This window comes from Lysinibacillus sp. G4S2 (genome assembly GCF_030348505.1).
In the GTDB taxonomy this organism is placed as follows: domain Bacteria; phylum Bacillota; class Bacilli; order Bacillales_A; family Planococcaceae; genus Lysinibacillus.
Map to the genome: position 1 here is coordinate 2,594,523 of NZ_JAUCFJ010000002.1, position 15,308 is coordinate 2,609,830.

Consider the following 15,308-nt stretch of genomic DNA (forward strand, 5'->3'; position numbering starts at 1 on the left):
ATGGTCATAAATAACATAACGTCCAAACAAAAAGTAGAAAATACAGAGTTTAGACGTATTAATTACTTGTGTAATAATTATTGTCTTTTTATTAGTATCAAGTAATAGTACTTAAATGTATAAAAGGAGAGGGATTGTAAATGAATAACGTTCAATCTAAAGCTAGAATAACGGCCATTGGTACCTATGTTCCCGAAAAAAAACTAACAAATGATGATTTAGAAAAGCTAGTGGAGACGAGTGATGCATGGATTGTACAAAGAACTGGCATAAAGGAAAGAAGAATTACGAGCGAGAATGAATTTGCATCAACATTAGCCTTGAAAGCTATAGAAAATTTAGTCGAACAATATCAAAAGGATCTTTCGGATGTAGATTTAATTTTGGTTGCAACAACTACACCTGATTATGTCTTTCCTAGTGTAGCCTGCCAAATTCAGGAACACTTTAATATTAAACAGGTAGGTGCACTAGATCTTCATGCAGCTTGTGCTGGTTTTACATATGGATTACATATTGCGAATGGATTAATTACATCAGGGCTCCAACGTAAGATTTTATTTATTACAACAGAAGTTTTATCTAAGGTGACGGATTATACAGATCGAACGACATGCATCCTTTTTGGAGATGGCGCTGCAGCAGTTTTAATTGAAAAAGATGAGGAAATGCCAAGCTTTATCGCTAGCCATATGGAAACAAATGGTGCTGGAGGTAAGCATTTATACTTAACAAATTTATCAACTACCATGCATAGTTCTTCCTTGAGTACCTCTGGAAAGTTAGTTCAGAATGGTAGAGAAGTATATAAATGGGCAACACGTACACTTCCAAAAGGGATAGAGGAATTACTAAAACAAGCAAGCATGCCACTTGGTGAAATAGACTGGTTTGTGCCTCATAGTGCAAATTTACGAATGATTGAATCCATCTGTGAAAAATCTGGTATTAGCCTAGAGAGAACATTAACTAGTGTTGAATATATGGGAAATACATCTTCAGTTTCTATTCCATTAGCCTTACAGATTGGGATAAATGAAGGAAAGTTAAAAAATGGGGATACCTTATTAATCTATGGATTTGGTGGAGGACTTACACATGCGGGGCATATCATTAAATGGTGTGTAGAATAATTTGCAACCCCTCTCATTTGCCCCTTTTTCATTAGTTTTAAAAACTTAAACAAAGGACCGGTACTCAATATTTTGTTGCAAATGAGTATTCGGTTTTTTTTTAACTTGAAATTACCTGTGTATCATCGTAATTCTCTAATTTAAAAGAAGATAGATGAGTAGGTAATTTTATACAAATGGAAATGATATGATGTATTATTGGATTAAGATATTTATTTAATAGTCATCTAAAAATTTGTTACATTTATTGTTTCTACTATCACTTTATAAAAACCTAAATCGTATGAATCATTTATCATATCCTATTATTATCTATCAATTGAAAAGAGGGTAATGCGATGATGAACTCTTGCTGCAATTGTGATTGTCACAAAAATGTATTTCGTTTAAATAAAGTGTCTTCTTGTCCGATTTGTCTAAGTAGTTCAGTTCAGCCTTCAGTTCCTAACAATTTTACGACAGGAGCAATTTGGAGAAATCCAGCCACAGATAAGATAGTTGTGACTCTTTTAAATAAAACAGACGCACCCCAAACAGTGACAGTATCGGTAGTAGATTGGCAAAATTGTGCCCAAGCAGAGATGCAAAAAGAAGCCTTTTTATGCGGAGAATCTCAGCCTTCACTTTTTAACGGTACACCAACTCCTCTTACCTTTACTATTCCAGCTAAAAAACTTCTCATCGTTCATGCAACTCCGCAAAATGCTTGGCTACCTAATGATCCATGTTATGAAGTGCTTGTTAAACACCCAGGTGATCCTGTCTTTCCATCTGATCCAGTTATTTTTAATACGTGGGGGATTAATATTGATGGGGTGCCTCAAGAAGGAAATACAGTGCTACATCAACAGTTTCATCGAACTTTTTTCACTTGAACGTAGGGAAGTGGAACAACTTCTTATAAGCTAATAAAAATGACTAGAACTCATTTTTAAAGTGAGTGACTAGTCATTTTGTGCTTGAATTTAAGGAAGTAAAAGTAGTGTACGTAGTTAATCTATGATGAAGCTGGGCCTCCACCATTCTACCACCAAATTTGTAGGATAAACTTGTTGCTTTACAATATAAAAAATCATTCATGTAACTCTCACTCATTTTATATATAATTTAAAATATGGCTCATCCCAAAAGTTGTGGATGACATTTTAAAATATATGAGCTGTATATCAGTTGATTGTAGTGGAGACTGGGCGACTCCTTGGGATCAGCGTCAGAGATGAGACCCTGGGCGAGCAACGCAGTGAAGCGGCTCCATCGGACGCCCCAGGAAGCTCTGCTCTGCGCGAAAGCGAAGCGTCAGCAGCAACGCTGCCCAGTCGGAACGGAAATCAACCACACGTTTTGGCGAATAGCCTAAAATATAACATATATGGAAGTGGAGTGAAGAAGATGTTTCCTATTTTAGATACTGAACGTTTAGTGTTAAGAGAACTCACTGAAAATGACGCGCAAGATGTTTTCAATTGCTTCTCTAATCCTGATGTATTACGTCACTATGGCCAGAAACCATTAACAAGTTTAGATCAGGTTAAGCAAATAATAATTAATTTTTCAAAGAATTATGATGAAAAACGCGGTATTAAATGGGGAATTGCATTAAAAGGACAGAAAAGTATTATTGGTACTATTGGTTTTCAAGAGTGGTCCACTGAACATAAAAGAGCTGACATTAGTTATGCACTTTTTCCTGAGAACTGGGGAAAAGGGTATGCAAAGGAAGCTGTTCATAGAGTCATATCATTTGGCTTTCAAGAGATGGATTTACTGCGTATAGGGGCAATTGTTTTTACCGAAAATGATGCTTCAAATAAGCTATTAGAAAAATTAGGCTTTGAAAAAGAAGGGGTATTAAGAAATTATATGCACCAAAACGGTGTTCCATTTGATACGAATATTTTTTCTTTAATAAAGTAAAAACATAAAGGTCCAGGTACTCAAAATGATTGAGAATCTGGACTTTTTGTCTTCCATCTTTTTTAACTATATGGCTGGAACTTAATAGATTTTGCTTGATACATTTTGTCACGATATTCATAAACAATAACAATTTCCCCAATAAAACTGACAGGAGATACTTGTCCACTTACCTTTGCAATAAGTTGATTGTCTTGTACTTCGTAATGAATTATATTTCCGAAGGCGATATCATCAAATAAGTTTGAAGGCAGTATATCTAAAGGTGGTATATCAACTGTATAAGTTATATCACCAACTTTGATTTCGGCTGTAGTAGTCGTTAAACTTGTTTTTACGTTTTTATAGATAATTGCCATAGGATTATCAACAAGAACGTCCATCAATCCGTGTGTATCTCTATAAACATGAACCTCTTCATCTAATAAACCTGTGCCATATCCTTTTGTCAAAATAATGATTAATTCTTTTTCTCCATCTTTATTGATGTCTTCGTAATGTATTTGCGGGGCGTATGCGGGGTTAGTAACGTTTATCCAAAAAGGTCTGAAGTAAGTTTCCCCTTTAAAATCAATTTTAAAATCTTGATATAGGTCCCCTATTTTCTTTGCATACAAAGTTATTTTTTCATTGCTTAATTTTGAAACTAATTCATACTCTTCATTTTTTGCTTCTGCGATAGTAACAACAATAAGAAAAATGGTAAGCAGTAAAATAATGTATTTTTTCATAAGCAACACCTCGTTTTAGTGTTCCTTACTATAGCCTCTTTATGCTGATGGTTGAACTTATGAGCAAATATTTAGTCATCGTATTGTTAAATTTGAAAATTAATCTTCAAACAACAAAGCTTCTGCAATCTGCTATAAAATATGTAATTGCAATTGTCCATATTTAGAATGAAAAAATGAATAGGGTCACCCGGAGGAAAGTGACCCTTATTAGTAAATTTTGAAGGTGAAGGGGTAAATTATTATTACCCTTCTAAAATATGGGCAACAGAGATACTGGCGTTGGTGATAATTAATATTTCATGAAACTTGCGCCGACAATAATCAATAGAATGAATAGAACAACAATTAAGGCAAATCTTGAACTAGAACCACTACCATAACCTGAATAGTCCATACCTACTTCCCTCCTTTCTATAATCTATAATATGTATAGTTGTAAAAAGGATGGAAGGTAATCATCTAATCAATTAGAATAAAAAAAGGCCACCCTGAACAAGTGACCCCGAAATGAGGAAGTATTAGTAAAAATAACTTGCCCTTACTATTACAACATGTTTTACACATAAATGATCATATTGAAGGCTTTAACTTTATCCATAATGAAGATTTTGAATAAAAGCTAAAGCCTTTTATCAAAAAAATGTTAATTTAGTACAAGAAAGTAGCGCCGACAATAATTAGTAGGATGAATAGAACAACAATTAGTACGAATGTTGAACTAGAGCCACCACCATAATTAGAGCATCCCATAAAATATTCCTCCTTTCTACCACTTATAATATGTATAGTTGTGGAAAGAGGGGGAGTTAATCATCCAATCAATTGAATTTCCCTCCGAAAAAAATTAAATCAATCATATATTTTTTCTTTTCTCATTAAATTCACATCCTAAGGTTCAATACATACGTTTTAAATATTTAGGAATTACACAATAAATAACAGATAACTTTAGTTTGTTATCTGTTATTATTTCTTCATTCATTTTTGAGAGGGATCTACCATGTCACCTGAAAAATTATTCTCAAGATTCTCTTTTGTTTCAGCATTGACGGTTTTTTCTTTTGCTTCTGCTTGTTCACTAGCTGGAGCTTCATCTTTAGAAGAACATGCTGTTAATAGTAGAGCTGCCATTGCTCCGATATACAAAAAATTTTTCATTCCTGTAACCTCCGTTATTGTTAATTCGTTACGTTTAGATTGCGCACATTTCACTTGAAATATGACTGAAATGGCAATGATAAAATTTTGTTTTGTAACAAAAAATGAATAATTGTCGTTAAACAATAAAAGGGGGAAATAGGCATGAAGAGAATTGTAGGGTTCGTCACAATTTGCGGATTGGTATTAGTAGGTTGTTCATATAAAGAATCCAACGACATAATAAAACAGGATAATAGTCCGAAATTTGTTGGAGATGTTTTAGCCAAGGAAACTGAGTGGAAAGAAAGTGAGTATTTTACATCTGGAAATTTAAATTTGATTGGTGAACCGCAATTATTAGGATTTACGAATAGTAAAGAAGAAAAAATAATTGCTGGCAAAGCAGGGAAATATGCCTGGCACTTTTGGGGAGAAAGCATCAAAACAGGAGACTTCCTTAGCGTAAAAGGGACTCACCAATTAACGCAAAAAGAAATTGAATTGGTTACAAATGCTAAGTTACTTGGGCCAAACAGTGGGGCAGATAACCATGCTCCAACCAATATGACTTTTCCAAAGGGCGGTATGTGGAAGCTTGATGCTTATATTGATGGGAAGTTGTTTGGTAGCGTTTTTGTAAAAGTGGAAAATTAAATACATAACCACATTAAGCAATTGAAACATACCATGCTATCAATCGAGAGAGCCTGGTAGCTCACTATTAATGACAATAGACAATTTATAAATTGTTATTAGAAATATTATGGAAGCTGACAAGCATTGGACAAGCTTTATCAACGAAAGAGGAATCACTGCTCATGTATTCGTTCCAGAAGATGGTGAGGAATACAATAACTGTAGCTAAATCCTGTAAAGTAAATATAGGATGTTCTTTTTATAGAAAAACAGACAACATCATTAGTTATCTGTTTTTCTGGTTTGTTTAGTTATTAATTTCTAAGCGCATTTTACAACTCATTTCTTTATATCCATGTTTTTCATACAAAGTAAAAGCGCCATTATTTTCTGCCAGAACGCTTAACTCCAAATAATCTAATTTACGTTCTTCTGCCCATTTCTTTGCCTCTTGTAGCAAAAGTGAACCAATGCCCTTGCTCTGGTATTGACCTGCAACAATTACATCCATAATATATGCATAATTATGCTGGACAATACAAGAATAAGGAGGAGTAGTTAATTCTTGAATTAACAAAAAGCCGGCAATACTGTTATCTATTTCAGCAACAAAAATATCTGATTTTTCTTCTGAAATTGTGTTTGTAAGAAACTTCACATCCTGTTTTGCTGGAGCTATATACTTTGGTTGGAGTTTTGACATTTCTAAAAACAGTTCTTCATATAATATTTCTATTTGCGGGATATCTTCTAATGTTGCAACTTTAATATTCATAAATTCTACCTCCATTCGAATTTCATACCATTCCATTCTACTATATTCTGTAATTTTTATAAATGATATGCAAATTGAACAAAAAACTCGTATAGCTAACACCGTATAAACCGCATAGGAATTCCAATACTAAAGCTGTTTTAAACTTTCAGTATGAGAAAGGAGGAGTTCATCAGTGCGATTTTTAACATGGATAATTTTAGGCGCGGCTACTATTTATGGTGTCCTGAAACGCTTTGGGATATTAAATTCCAACAAAGCACAACAAATGATACCGTCTATGCAGCAAGCTACGACACCAGTACAATTAGTAGCAAACAGTAATCCACTTACCGCAAATACACCAAAACAATAAATAATGCACTATCTAGCTTATAGACAATTAACTGTAAAGGTCTATAAGCTTTTACATAAAAAATGAAAGCTTATTTCCCTCTTTACAAAAGTATCCAGAAAAATGTATAGTTGTGTTAAATATATGGTGAAACGGGGTTTTGATTATTTATGATGAAACTTATTAATGGCTAATAGAATTTTAAATAATTTTAAAGTGCAATAAGACAAATTAAGGTCTATACCTTAATTCTTTTTAGTTCGCCCATTTGCACAATAGCGATTAGAAGTCATCATATCTATTCAGATTATATATTCAATAATTTCTATAAGCCTCTAGTAGGGTCAAGGTAAAATCCGGACATATAGTTCATTTGTGCGGAAGCCGAGGCGACAACGGTAGTTTATCTATGTCCCAGCTACTATTACACTGAGGAGTATTGATCTATATTGAATTTAAATTTGACTATGAGAAGGATTTCTTCTTATAGTTTTTTTTTATGTCTTTTTGGGGGTGTGTAAAATGGTAATGTCTCAATTACTTACTTTGAGTTAACAAAATAGAGAAATGAGGCGTAAATATGACAAATTATCAATTAGTATATGATTACAAAGACAATCAAAAGTATAGAGAAAGTTTCAATGAATTAGCAGAGTTAGTTTTTGGATTAGATTTTAGCCAATGGTATGAAAAAGGCTGCTGGAACGATCAATATATTTGTTATTCATATGTGGATGGTGAAAAAGTAATTGCAAATGCATCAATAAGTAAAATGACTGTTGCTGTAAACAGCGAGGATTATAAAGCCATACAAGTTGGTACAGTAATGACGCATCCAAATTATCGTCATAAAGGTTTAGCAAAAAAATTAATGAATGACATTATTGATAAATATGAGAAACAATATGATTTTATCTATTTATTTGCTAATGAAACAGTCCTAGATTTCTATCCGAAATTTGGGTTTTCACGAGTACAAGAAAGTAGATATTTCTTAAATACTGATGGTTTACAAAAAAAAACAAACAGAACGATCCGAAAATTAAATGTTGAAAATATCAACGACTTATCTTTATTGAAATTGTATGCGAAGGAAAGAATTCCATTGTCGTCGGTTTTAGATGTGAAAGATAATGAAAATCTACTTATGTTCTATTTTCTTATTGCATTTCCTAATTCAATTTATTTTATCGAAGACAAAGACGTTATAGTATTATTCGAAAAAGAGGATGAAGAATTACATCTTTTTGATGTTGTTAGTCGTAGTGAAATTGATGTAATAGAGGTTTTAAGCTACATTACTACATCGGATATAAAAAGAATAATTTTTCACTTTATCCCTGATTGTCAGAATCTAGAGTCTGAAGTAATTGAAACTTAGGACGATGTATTGTTTATTCGGCCGATGATAGAATTCGGGACAGAACGACCTTTATTTCCATTAACATCACATTCGTAAGACCAGTTAAATGTTTGATTACAGTTATATTAAAGAGTTTTTTCTATTATAAGAATATGTGAAAAGGGTGATTCAACTTGATACAAATAAAAAGGATATATAAAGACAATTTCCCACAAGGCAAAAAAATTATTTATCAATACAGCTCTAATAATTATTATGATGTTTCCTATAAAGAGCGAGAAAATGGCTGGGCAATTGATTTTACGTTAAAACATTTCGACACTCCATTTCATAAATATTTAGAAGGAGAAATTTTTGAAGATTATATTGAGGATATTGAATGTTATATTGCTGAGTTTGATGGGAAAGAGGCGGGAATTGTTAGCTTCAGCCACGAGAAATGGAATAATGTGTTAAGAATTAATGATATTCACATTTATCAATCTCATCAACATAAAGGAATTGGTAGCAAGCTGATGGCATTGGTCAAAAAGCGTGCAGTAGAAATAGGTGTGAGGACAATCGTTTTAGAAACACAAACGTCGAATTATCCCGCCATACAATTTTATAGAAAGCATGGATTTCAGCTTATTGGATGTGACCTATTAAGTTACTCAAATAATGACATTGAAAAAAAGGAAGTACGAGTTGAAATGGGACTTGTTCTTGAAACGTAATTATCGAAAAAACATAGATATATTGCAATTCATTTTGACACCTTTCATTTGAAAAGATCAACATGACCTTTTCTACAGAGATAATAAAGCTGTTTAAAAAACGCCAGTCATTTTATTCAACAACCGAGCCAAATCGTGGAATAAAAAAAGGAATATTTGTAAGCGAGACAAAGTTGTTTATTTCCGGGGCAAAACATGAGAAAAGGTGTAATACTACATATCATTTGAATCTTTTTCTTAAAGGGAGATATTTGCGAAATAAAGAATGTGATTGTCCCAATAAGAACGAAATGTCGTTCGTTAGTAAAATGTTGAAGGGAAGAAATTCTTAAAGGAGAGAGAAATGATGGGGTTCGACGAATGTATAAACAAGGATTTTAGTGGGGTCATATCGGTTACTCAAAAAGGTGAAAATATATACCGTAAAGCCTTTGGATACGCCGATTTACCAAATAAAGTATCAAACGAGTTTGATACAAAGTTTGCAACAGCCTCAGCAGGAAAAGTATTTGTTGCCGTAGCCATTTTGCAACTGATTGAACAAAGTCGATTATCTTTTGATAGTTGTATTGGGGACATTTTGAATTTTGATTTAAAGAATATTGATCCTCATATCACTATCAGGCAGTTGCTTAATCATACATCGGGAATACCCAACTATTTTGATGAGTCTGTCATGGAAGATTATGACGAACTGTGGATAGATTATCCCAATTATAAAATACGTACATCGTCGGATATCATTCCATTATTTATTCATAAGCCTATGATGTATCCAGCAGGAGATAGATTTCAATATAATAATACAGGATTTGTTGTTCTTGGTCTTATTGTTGAGGCCATTACTGGCTCTTCGTTCGATGTATATCTTAATGAACATGTTTTTATTCCTTGCGGTATGTTGAATACAGGGTATTATGAACTGGACAGATTGCCTGCTCAATGTGCAAACGGGTATGTATATGATGACAGCAGACAAGAGTTTTATACTAATATTTACAGTGTAGACGTAAAAGGAACAGGTGCAGGGGGAGCATTTACTACAGTTATAGATGTTGAAAAGTTCTGGGTCAGTCTGATGAAGGGGCAATTGATATCGAAGGAAATGTTAAAAGAAATGTTAACTCCTCAAGTGAAAGAAGAATGCTATGGCTATGGGATTTGGCTGGATAAAAAAGAAGAAGGCACGTTTGATTACCACTTTGAAGGATGCGATCCTGGTATAAGTTTTTATAGTTCATACGACAAACAACAAGATTTGCTAATCACATTGGTAAGCAATTTTGGGTGTAACGTATGGAAGGTTTTCAGAGATATCAAAGGTTTGATCAAATGATCATATCGGTTCGCTTTAAGATAATCTTCAACAATTAGACGCTATTGTAACGTAGCGGCAGCGTCTCGAGGCTCGCTCATCGACCATTTCGAATGTATAAAAATGGTTAATCAACACGCATGGTATCTTATATGAAAATAAAACAAGCATAACCCCGACTTAAACTTAGGTCGGGGTTATGCTTTAAAAATGATAACTTTATTGTCTTTCTAAACCTTTTGCAATTACACAAATTTTTTAATATCAAGTATAGTTTGTAAATGTATTCCTTCATGGAAAATCGTTCGAATTAATACTTGCTCAATCGTATTCATTCCCATATCAATAGGAGGAAACTCTACATCTAATCGATCACCATACAATTCTTTTATTTGTATAGGCTGGGCTTTTAATAACTTCTTTAATTCTTCAAATGATGGAGTTTTCTCATTAAAATTAGCTGGAGATGTGCCATAGCCGAACCAAGATTGAAGTGATTCAAGTTCCTTACTTTTTTCGTTTGTTAAAGCCTCAATCCACAAATATTGGTCTAAATAAATATGACCCAAATTCCAGCGAATATTATTATGAAATCCAGATGGAATAGTATGAGCAATATCTTCCGTTACTGTTTCTAATACTTGTAATACTTCACTCCGATAACTATCCAACTGTTGAAATAGAATTTGATGACGTTGCTTCATATAAAATCTCCCCTCCTCTTTTTCATATAATATTGGATAAAATTACTCAAATTCCTTTTTATAGAAATAAAAAAGGGAGAACACGTTTTAAATCGTGTTTTCCCTATATTTATGGACTTTGAGTTTGAAGAGCTAATTTTACGCCTAACCCTATATAAACAAAACCTACAGCCTTTTCAATCCAACGTGAACCACTGCTTGTTGTTTTCGTAAAGATTTTTTCGCCAATGAAGCTTGTAATAATAGCTAACAAAATAGTATACAAAGCACTCATCACAACAAATGTAATCCCTAAAATCAATAATTGTACTGTGACTGATTGGCCATTTTGTTGAACAAATTGTGGTAAAAATGCTAAGAAAAATAATGCCGTCTTTGGATTTAAAATTTCCGCTAAAAATCCTTGTCGGAACGAAGTACTTGCAGGGCTTTGCTCAACAGTTGGCTTTTCTAATTTTTGTGGTTTTGTTAGTAGCATTTGAATACCTAAATAAACAAGGTACGCAACTCCGATATATTTCACTACTTCAAACGCAGTTGCAGAATTCATTAAAATGGCAGATAGACCTAGTACAGCAGCTAACGTATGAACTAAGTCGCCTAGTCCAATACCTAGTGCAGTATAAATACCGTTCTTTTTACCACTTTTCAGCGTTTGCGTAATAGTAATGATCACAGCAGGGCCAGGAATTAAAAATAAGAGAAAAACTATTGCAATAAAAGATAACATGCTTAACCATCCTATTCTAATAAACTAAACACTCAGCTAAGATGAATGCAAAAAATATTATATTCTATCTCTTGTATACCTGTCGATACTGAAAAGTGATGAATTCAACTTATAATGAAAAAACAAGGGGGAATAAGCTCGTCGCATTACGTGTGGTATTTCCGTTCAGACTAGACGCTTCCTTAGGGGTGTACGTTGGAGTCGCTTCACTAGCTCCATGGTCTCATCTGTGATGCTAACCCCTAATGAGTAAGCCTGCCTTCACTCCAAATGTTTTAAAAATGTCATTCACAATTTTGGATGATGAGATAAAAAATAGGGATATTTGTATAATATTGTTTTTTATTTAATAATAGAGAAAGGGTTGAGGTGATAAATTGAAAACTATGAGATGGAATTTATCTTTGGGCATTCAAATTATATTAACTGTTTTTGTTATGATTATTGGTATTTATTGCTTAATAACTAAAGATTTTACTTTATTGCCGCTATCACAGATTTTGTTAGGGTTTACCTTTATTATTATTGGGCTTCGAGAATGGAAAAGAGCAAAAAGAAAGTATGTAAGCATACTCTATTTCGCTGTTGCGATTTTTATATTATTTGTTTATGTAAAATCTTTTATTGCTTATTAGAAACATGTTCATAGGGAGTGGCAACAATGAAGAATGTTATTGAAATCGTTAGAAATGTAGACCAACTAATGATTCCAGAAAATTTTGTTGGGATAGGTTCTACTAGAAAGGTATTTCGTTTTAAACATTGGGTCATAAAAAAGCATTTACACGAAATTGGTTTTATACAAAGTCAAAATGAACAAAAAATTCATCATGCATTAAAAGAGAAAGGATTAGCAGATTCCGTAGCTCCTATTTTGTACTTTGATGAAAAAATCTCAATACAACCATATGTTCAACCATTACCATTAGTTAATGGTGAAACTTTTGACATAGATTTTAATATTGATTTGCGAATATCCGCTAATTTAAAGGCAGCAATCGAAGAAATTGATCGAGTTTATGATGGATTTGACTTTTTGGATAGCAGTAATTATGGCGAAGACAAGCATGGTCAATTGATGTTATTAGATTATGGCATGACGAAAACTTTGTATGAAACAAAATGGGTTCCGCTCGCAGAAGCTGGCGTGTTACCACAAATTTATTTTGAGCCATGTATAAAATGTGGTGTAGAAAAAGAGCTTAGAATGTATGGAGAACATGATACGGATAGAAGATGTTACGAATGTGGAAAAGAGTAGCAGTATTTCTATGATGTTATTTTTTTACAGTCATATCTTAGGGGGTGTGGCTTTTTTATTTTGCACATAAAAAGTTTATTATAGTACCAACTACTAATGTTTAGTGTTAGAATAAGGTGATAAATCCTTTGGAGGTTTTTTAATGTTAGATATTCAGCAAATACAAGAAGTCCTTAGACATCGTTACCCATTTCTTTTAGTGGATAGAGTATTGGAATTAGAGGAAGGTAAGAGAGCTGTAGCAATTAAAAATGTGACGATAAATGAAGAATTTTTTAATGGACATTTTCCTAATTATCCGGTAATGCCTGGCGTGTTAATTGTAGAGGCTTTAGCTCAAGTAAGTGCAATTATTATGCTTACAAAAGAAGGCAATCAGGGGAGACTAGGATTACTAGCAGGTATCGATAACTGTCGTTTTAAAAAACAAGTGAAGCCTGGTGATCAGCTCCGTCTTGAAGTGGAAATTACACGCTTAAAGGGTGCTATTGGTAAAGGGCGAGGAATTGCAACTGTAAACGGAGAAATAGCTTGTGAGACAGAGCTTATTTTTGCATTTGGAAGCTAAGCCAATACGTTTAAAAGTGCTGCAAAAATTCATTGCAGTACTTTTTTTTATGTTTAAAGGATATTAAAAATAGTTGTTGAATAATATAAATAAGTGACTTCGAAATGGAGATGGTTACATGAATTATTCCTTAGCTCTTTATATAGCCACTTGTATCATGCAATTCATCATCCTTACAAATATTACGCTATTAAACAGTCAATGGAATGGCATTATGATGTGGCTATGTACAGGGATTTTTATTTTCTCAACTGCGGTTTTCATCTCAAGCAGATCAAATAAAAGAGGTTCTAATGAAGGAAATCCTAAATAAAAAATAGAGTTGATAATCTCAAAATCAACTCTATTTTTTTGCCCACTTGAATTCTAAAGTAGGACTTACTTCATTTTGTTGTCGTGTTAAATTGTTGGCTCAACACCAAAAGTTGTGGGTGACATTTGTTAAAATGAATGCCATATAGGTTGATTGGAGTGAAGGCTGGACGCCCCCTGGAAGCTTTGCTCTGTGCGAAAGCGAAGCGACAGCAACAAAGCGCCCAGTCGGACCGGAAATCAACTACACGTTATGGTGATGAGCCAAATTGTTTTAAAATAGACATAAAAATCCATAAATAAAAAAATTAAGAGAAACAGATGGATGTATAATTAAACTAAAAAAACGGGGGAGATTTTATATGTCGGAAAGCACACCTTTTATTAAAGATGTTCCTGATGGAGATGTAAAATTTTCAGTTATAATACCTGCTCATAATGAAGAAAATTATTTAGGTAAGTGTCTAGAGTCAATTGCAAAGGCTGCACAACCATATAAAAATCAAGTTGAAGTCATAGTCGTGTTAAATCGGTGTACGGATAGAACGGAAGAAATTGCACAATCCTACAACTGTGTGACATTGAAAAATGAAGATAAAAATCTATCTAAAATTAGAAATGCTGGAGCTGCTTTAGCAAAAGGCAAAATACTGATTACAATTGATGCCGATACTAGAATGACAGAACACCTGTTATCTGATGTTGAAAGATATTTAGCATCCGATCAATACATTGGAGGAGGCGTGAACGGCAATTTTGAACGAATGTCTTTTGGTATAGTTGTTTCTAGCATGCTATTAATAGTTCCTTTACTGTTCAAGTATGGTTTTATCTCTGTAGGGATTTTTTGGTGCTATAAGAAAGACTTTCACGCCATCAAGGGTTTTAACGAAAATATGCTAATGGCAGAAGATGCTGATTTTGCAAAGCGCTTAAAAGAATGGGGTAAGAAAAACGGTAAAAAATTTGGAACGATTAAGAACGGAATGATTACTTCCTGCAGACGATTTGACCATTATGGGGACTGGGTATTACTAAAACGGCCTGGTTTGATTTTAGCTTATCTCAAAGGCAATAATCAAAAGGCTGCGAATGAAGCCTATTATGATGATCAAGCAAGATAGTGTAGTAAAGAATGCTTAATGGCTAGTATCCCAGATTAAAAATCACTAGACTAAAAGAGGTGATAAGCCATCTTTATTACATTTTCGAGTATTATTGGAATTGAAAGGGTGGTGGGGATGAGTAATAGGACAAAGAACATAATTATTTTTCTTCTAGGATTTTTTACGTTTTTTATTTTATCGACTTTATACCGTATCTTTTTCTAAAAGGAGAAAAAATGCGAATTTTCTTTGTTAATTTAATTTAAGGAATTTTATTACAACCCCCTACAACATACCACTTCATACGAAATCCAATCTAGTCTAAATGAAAAATCTCAAAATGCAAGCTGTAAGTTACTTAAGGTGTCATAAAAAATCAGGTGTGTTGATTAACCATTTTTATACATTTTAAAAGGCTGATTTCCGCTACGGGCTACTCGCTTTCCTGCGGGCGAGCGTCGAGCCGCTTCCTCCGCTCCGCTCCGTGCAGGGTCTCGTCTGTCTCGCTTTCCCGCGGGAGTCGAGTAGCCCTACGCTACAATCAGTTAAAATGGAAATATATTAGCA

Annotated in this window: 21 protein-coding genes and 1 pseudogene; 15 read left to right on the forward strand and 7 right to left on the reverse strand. The window is 33.5% G+C overall.

All coding sequences use genetic code 11. From position 1 onward, the window contains the following. Window positions 1-140 precede the first annotated feature (140 nt). The 4 genes from QUF91_RS13370 to QUF91_RS13385 all read left to right on the forward strand — a co-directional run bounded on the left by QUF91_RS13370 (window position 141) and on the right by QUF91_RS13385 (window position 3,047). On the forward strand, window positions 141-1,133 hold the full coding sequence (locus QUF91_RS13370) for a ketoacyl-ACP synthase III (RefSeq protein ID WP_289418088.1): 993 nt from the start codon (window positions 141-143) through the stop codon (window positions 1,131-1,133). 338 nt (window positions 1,134-1,471) lie between these two features. Continuing rightward, window positions 1,472-2,008, forward strand: a complete 537-nt coding sequence (locus QUF91_RS13375; RefSeq protein WP_289418089.1) for a hypothetical protein — start codon at window positions 1,472-1,474, stop codon at window positions 2,006-2,008. A gap of 341 nt (window positions 2,009-2,349) precedes the next feature. Then, a complete protein-coding gene (locus QUF91_RS13380; protein ID WP_289418090.1) occupies window positions 2,350-2,490 on the forward strand; it encodes a hypothetical protein in 141 nt (46 codons plus the stop codon). Window positions 2,491-2,522: 32 nt separating this feature from the next. Continuing rightward, window positions 2,523-3,047, forward strand: coding sequence for a GNAT family N-acetyltransferase (locus QUF91_RS13385; RefSeq protein ID WP_289418091.1), 525 nt, complete (start codon window positions 2,523-2,525; stop codon window positions 3,045-3,047). A 62-nt stretch (window positions 3,048-3,109) separates the two neighbouring features. On the opposite strand, the gene QUF91_RS13390 is transcribed toward QUF91_RS13385, so the two are convergent. From QUF91_RS13390 to QUF91_RS13405, 4 genes are all read right to left on the reverse strand, one after another. After that, a complete protein-coding gene (locus QUF91_RS13390) occupies window positions 3,110-3,778 on the reverse strand; it encodes a hypothetical protein (RefSeq protein ID WP_289418092.1) in 669 nt (222 codons plus the stop codon). Window positions 3,779-4,070: 292 nt separating this feature from the next. Next, window positions 4,071-4,175: a YjcZ family sporulation protein gene (locus QUF91_RS13395; protein ID WP_285396919.1), complete on the reverse strand. Its 105-nt coding sequence runs from the start codon at window positions 4,173-4,175 to the stop codon at window positions 4,071-4,073. Window positions 4,176-4,429: 254 nt separating this feature from the next. Then, window positions 4,430-4,531 (reverse strand): YjcZ family sporulation protein, encoded by a 102-nt coding sequence (locus QUF91_RS13400; protein ID WP_285396918.1) that lies wholly within the window; start codon window positions 4,529-4,531, stop codon window positions 4,430-4,432. Window positions 4,532-4,759: 228 nt separating this feature from the next. Next, entirely contained in the window at window positions 4,760-4,939 is a 180-nt protein-coding gene (locus QUF91_RS13405) for a hypothetical protein (RefSeq protein WP_285396917.1), read from the reverse strand. A 144-nt stretch (window positions 4,940-5,083) separates the two neighbouring features. Between QUF91_RS13405 and QUF91_RS13410 the strand changes: the two genes are divergently transcribed. Beyond that, complete coding sequence (locus QUF91_RS13410) at window positions 5,084-5,575, forward strand: hypothetical protein (RefSeq protein WP_289418093.1); 492 nt, start codon at window positions 5,084-5,086, stop codon at window positions 5,573-5,575. Between the two features lie 289 nt (window positions 5,576-5,864). On the opposite strand, the gene QUF91_RS13415 is transcribed toward QUF91_RS13410, so the two are convergent. Then, entirely contained in the window at window positions 5,865-6,332 is a 468-nt protein-coding gene (locus tag QUF91_RS13415) for a GNAT family N-acetyltransferase (protein WP_285396915.1), read from the reverse strand. A 175-nt stretch (window positions 6,333-6,507) separates the two neighbouring features. Between QUF91_RS13415 and QUF91_RS13420 the strand changes: the two genes are divergently transcribed. From QUF91_RS13420 to QUF91_RS13435, 4 genes and pseudogenes are all read left to right on the forward strand, one after another. Next, the gene (locus QUF91_RS13420) at window positions 6,508-6,687 is read left to right on the forward strand and encodes a hypothetical protein (protein ID WP_285396914.1); all 180 of its coding nucleotides are present in this window, start codon (window positions 6,508-6,510) and stop codon (window positions 6,685-6,687) included. A gap of 559 nt (window positions 6,688-7,246) precedes the next feature. Further along, a pseudogene (locus QUF91_RS13425) lies at window positions 7,247-8,125 on the forward strand (GNAT family N-acetyltransferase). 77 nt (window positions 8,126-8,202) lie between these two features. After that, a complete protein-coding gene (locus QUF91_RS13430) occupies window positions 8,203-8,745 on the forward strand; it encodes a GNAT family N-acetyltransferase (RefSeq protein WP_285396913.1) in 543 nt (180 codons plus the stop codon). A gap of 346 nt (window positions 8,746-9,091) precedes the next feature. Beyond that, the gene (locus tag QUF91_RS13435; protein ID WP_289418094.1) at window positions 9,092-10,081 is read left to right on the forward strand and encodes a serine hydrolase domain-containing protein; all 990 of its coding nucleotides are present in this window, start codon (window positions 9,092-9,094) and stop codon (window positions 10,079-10,081) included. Between the two features lie 224 nt (window positions 10,082-10,305). Here the strand turns inward: QUF91_RS13435 and QUF91_RS13440 are convergent, their stop codons facing one another. Next, the gene (locus tag QUF91_RS13440; protein WP_285396911.1) at window positions 10,306-10,764 is read right to left on the reverse strand and encodes a DinB family protein; all 459 of its coding nucleotides are present in this window, start codon (window positions 10,762-10,764) and stop codon (window positions 10,306-10,308) included. A 109-nt stretch (window positions 10,765-10,873) separates the two neighbouring features. Continuing rightward, window positions 10,874-11,494, reverse strand: a complete 621-nt coding sequence (locus QUF91_RS13445) for a LysE family translocator (RefSeq protein ID WP_285396910.1) — start codon at window positions 11,492-11,494, stop codon at window positions 10,874-10,876. Between the two features lie 386 nt (window positions 11,495-11,880). Here QUF91_RS13445 and QUF91_RS13450 point away from each other — a divergent pair, with 386 nt between their 5' ends. The 6 genes from QUF91_RS13450 to QUF91_RS13475 all read left to right on the forward strand — a co-directional run bounded on the left by QUF91_RS13450 (window position 11,881) and on the right by QUF91_RS13475 (window position 14,759). After that, on the forward strand, window positions 11,881-12,129 hold the full coding sequence (locus QUF91_RS13450; RefSeq protein ID WP_285396957.1) for a DUF3953 domain-containing protein: 249 nt from the start codon (window positions 11,881-11,883) through the stop codon (window positions 12,127-12,129). Between the two features lie 26 nt (window positions 12,130-12,155). Next, on the forward strand, window positions 12,156-12,755 hold the full coding sequence (locus QUF91_RS13455) for a protein kinase family protein (protein ID WP_289418095.1): 600 nt from the start codon (window positions 12,156-12,158) through the stop codon (window positions 12,753-12,755). 142 nt (window positions 12,756-12,897) lie between these two features. Next, window positions 12,898-13,323, forward strand: a complete 426-nt coding sequence (gene fabZ / locus QUF91_RS13460; protein ID WP_289418096.1) for a 3-hydroxyacyl-ACP dehydratase FabZ — start codon at window positions 12,898-12,900, stop codon at window positions 13,321-13,323. A 118-nt stretch (window positions 13,324-13,441) separates the two neighbouring features. After that, a complete protein-coding gene (locus QUF91_RS13465) occupies window positions 13,442-13,636 on the forward strand; it encodes a hypothetical protein (RefSeq protein ID WP_289418097.1) in 195 nt (64 codons plus the stop codon). 149 nt (window positions 13,637-13,785) lie between these two features. Beyond that, window positions 13,786-13,938 carry a hypothetical protein gene (locus QUF91_RS13470; RefSeq protein WP_289418098.1) on the forward strand — a complete coding sequence of 51 codons (153 nt, stop codon included), beginning with the start codon at window positions 13,786-13,788 and terminating at the stop codon, window positions 13,936-13,938. Window positions 13,939-13,997: 59 nt separating this feature from the next. Beyond that, on the forward strand, window positions 13,998-14,759 hold the full coding sequence (locus QUF91_RS13475; RefSeq protein WP_289418099.1) for a glycosyltransferase: 762 nt from the start codon (window positions 13,998-14,000) through the stop codon (window positions 14,757-14,759). Window positions 14,760-15,308: the final 549 nt, after the last annotated feature.

Excerpts from the sequence above, each read along its gene's own strand:
- QUF91_RS13370 (WP_289418088.1), top strand. The coding sequence starts at position 141 with ATGAATAACGTTCAATCTAAAGCTAGAATAACGGCCATTGGTACCTAT.
- QUF91_RS13375 (WP_289418089.1), top strand. The coding sequence starts at position 1,472 with ATGATGAACTCTTGCTGCAATTGTGATTGTCACAAAAATGTATTTCGT.
- QUF91_RS13380 (WP_289418090.1), top strand. The coding sequence starts at position 2,350 with ATGAGACCCTGGGCGAGCAACGCAGTGAAGCGGCTCCATCGGACGCCC.
- QUF91_RS13385 (WP_289418091.1), top strand. The coding sequence starts at position 2,523 with ATGTTTCCTATTTTAGATACTGAACGTTTAGTGTTAAGAGAACTCACT.
- QUF91_RS13390 (WP_289418092.1), bottom strand. The coding sequence starts at position 3,778 with ATGAAAAAATACATTATTTTACTGCTTACCATTTTTCTTATTGTTGTT.
- QUF91_RS13395 (WP_285396919.1), bottom strand. The coding sequence starts at position 4,175 with ATGGACTATTCAGGTTATGGTAGTGGTTCTAGTTCAAGATTTGCCTTA.
- QUF91_RS13400 (WP_285396918.1), bottom strand. The coding sequence starts at position 4,531 with ATGGGATGCTCTAATTATGGTGGTGGCTCTAGTTCAACATTCGTACTA.
- QUF91_RS13405 (WP_285396917.1), bottom strand. The coding sequence starts at position 4,939 with ATGAAAAATTTTTTGTATATCGGAGCAATGGCAGCTCTACTATTAACA.
- QUF91_RS13410 (WP_289418093.1), top strand. The coding sequence starts at position 5,084 with ATGAAGAGAATTGTAGGGTTCGTCACAATTTGCGGATTGGTATTAGTA.
- QUF91_RS13415 (WP_285396915.1), bottom strand. The coding sequence starts at position 6,332 with ATGAATATTAAAGTTGCAACATTAGAAGATATCCCGCAAATAGAAATA.
- QUF91_RS13435 (WP_289418094.1), top strand. The coding sequence starts at position 9,092 with ATGGGGTTCGACGAATGTATAAACAAGGATTTTAGTGGGGTCATATCG.
- QUF91_RS13440 (WP_285396911.1), bottom strand. The coding sequence starts at position 10,764 with ATGAAGCAACGTCATCAAATTCTATTTCAACAGTTGGATAGTTATCGG.
- QUF91_RS13445 (WP_285396910.1), bottom strand. The coding sequence starts at position 11,494 with ATGTTATCTTTTATTGCAATAGTTTTTCTCTTATTTTTAATTCCTGGC.
- QUF91_RS13450 (WP_285396957.1), top strand. The coding sequence starts at position 11,881 with ATGAGATGGAATTTATCTTTGGGCATTCAAATTATATTAACTGTTTTT.
- QUF91_RS13455 (WP_289418095.1), top strand. The coding sequence starts at position 12,156 with ATGAAGAATGTTATTGAAATCGTTAGAAATGTAGACCAACTAATGATT.
- fabZ (WP_289418096.1), top strand. The coding sequence starts at position 12,898 with ATGTTAGATATTCAGCAAATACAAGAAGTCCTTAGACATCGTTACCCA.
- QUF91_RS13465 (WP_289418097.1), top strand. The coding sequence starts at position 13,442 with ATGAATTATTCCTTAGCTCTTTATATAGCCACTTGTATCATGCAATTC.
- QUF91_RS13475 (WP_289418099.1), top strand. The coding sequence starts at position 13,998 with ATGTCGGAAAGCACACCTTTTATTAAAGATGTTCCTGATGGAGATGTA.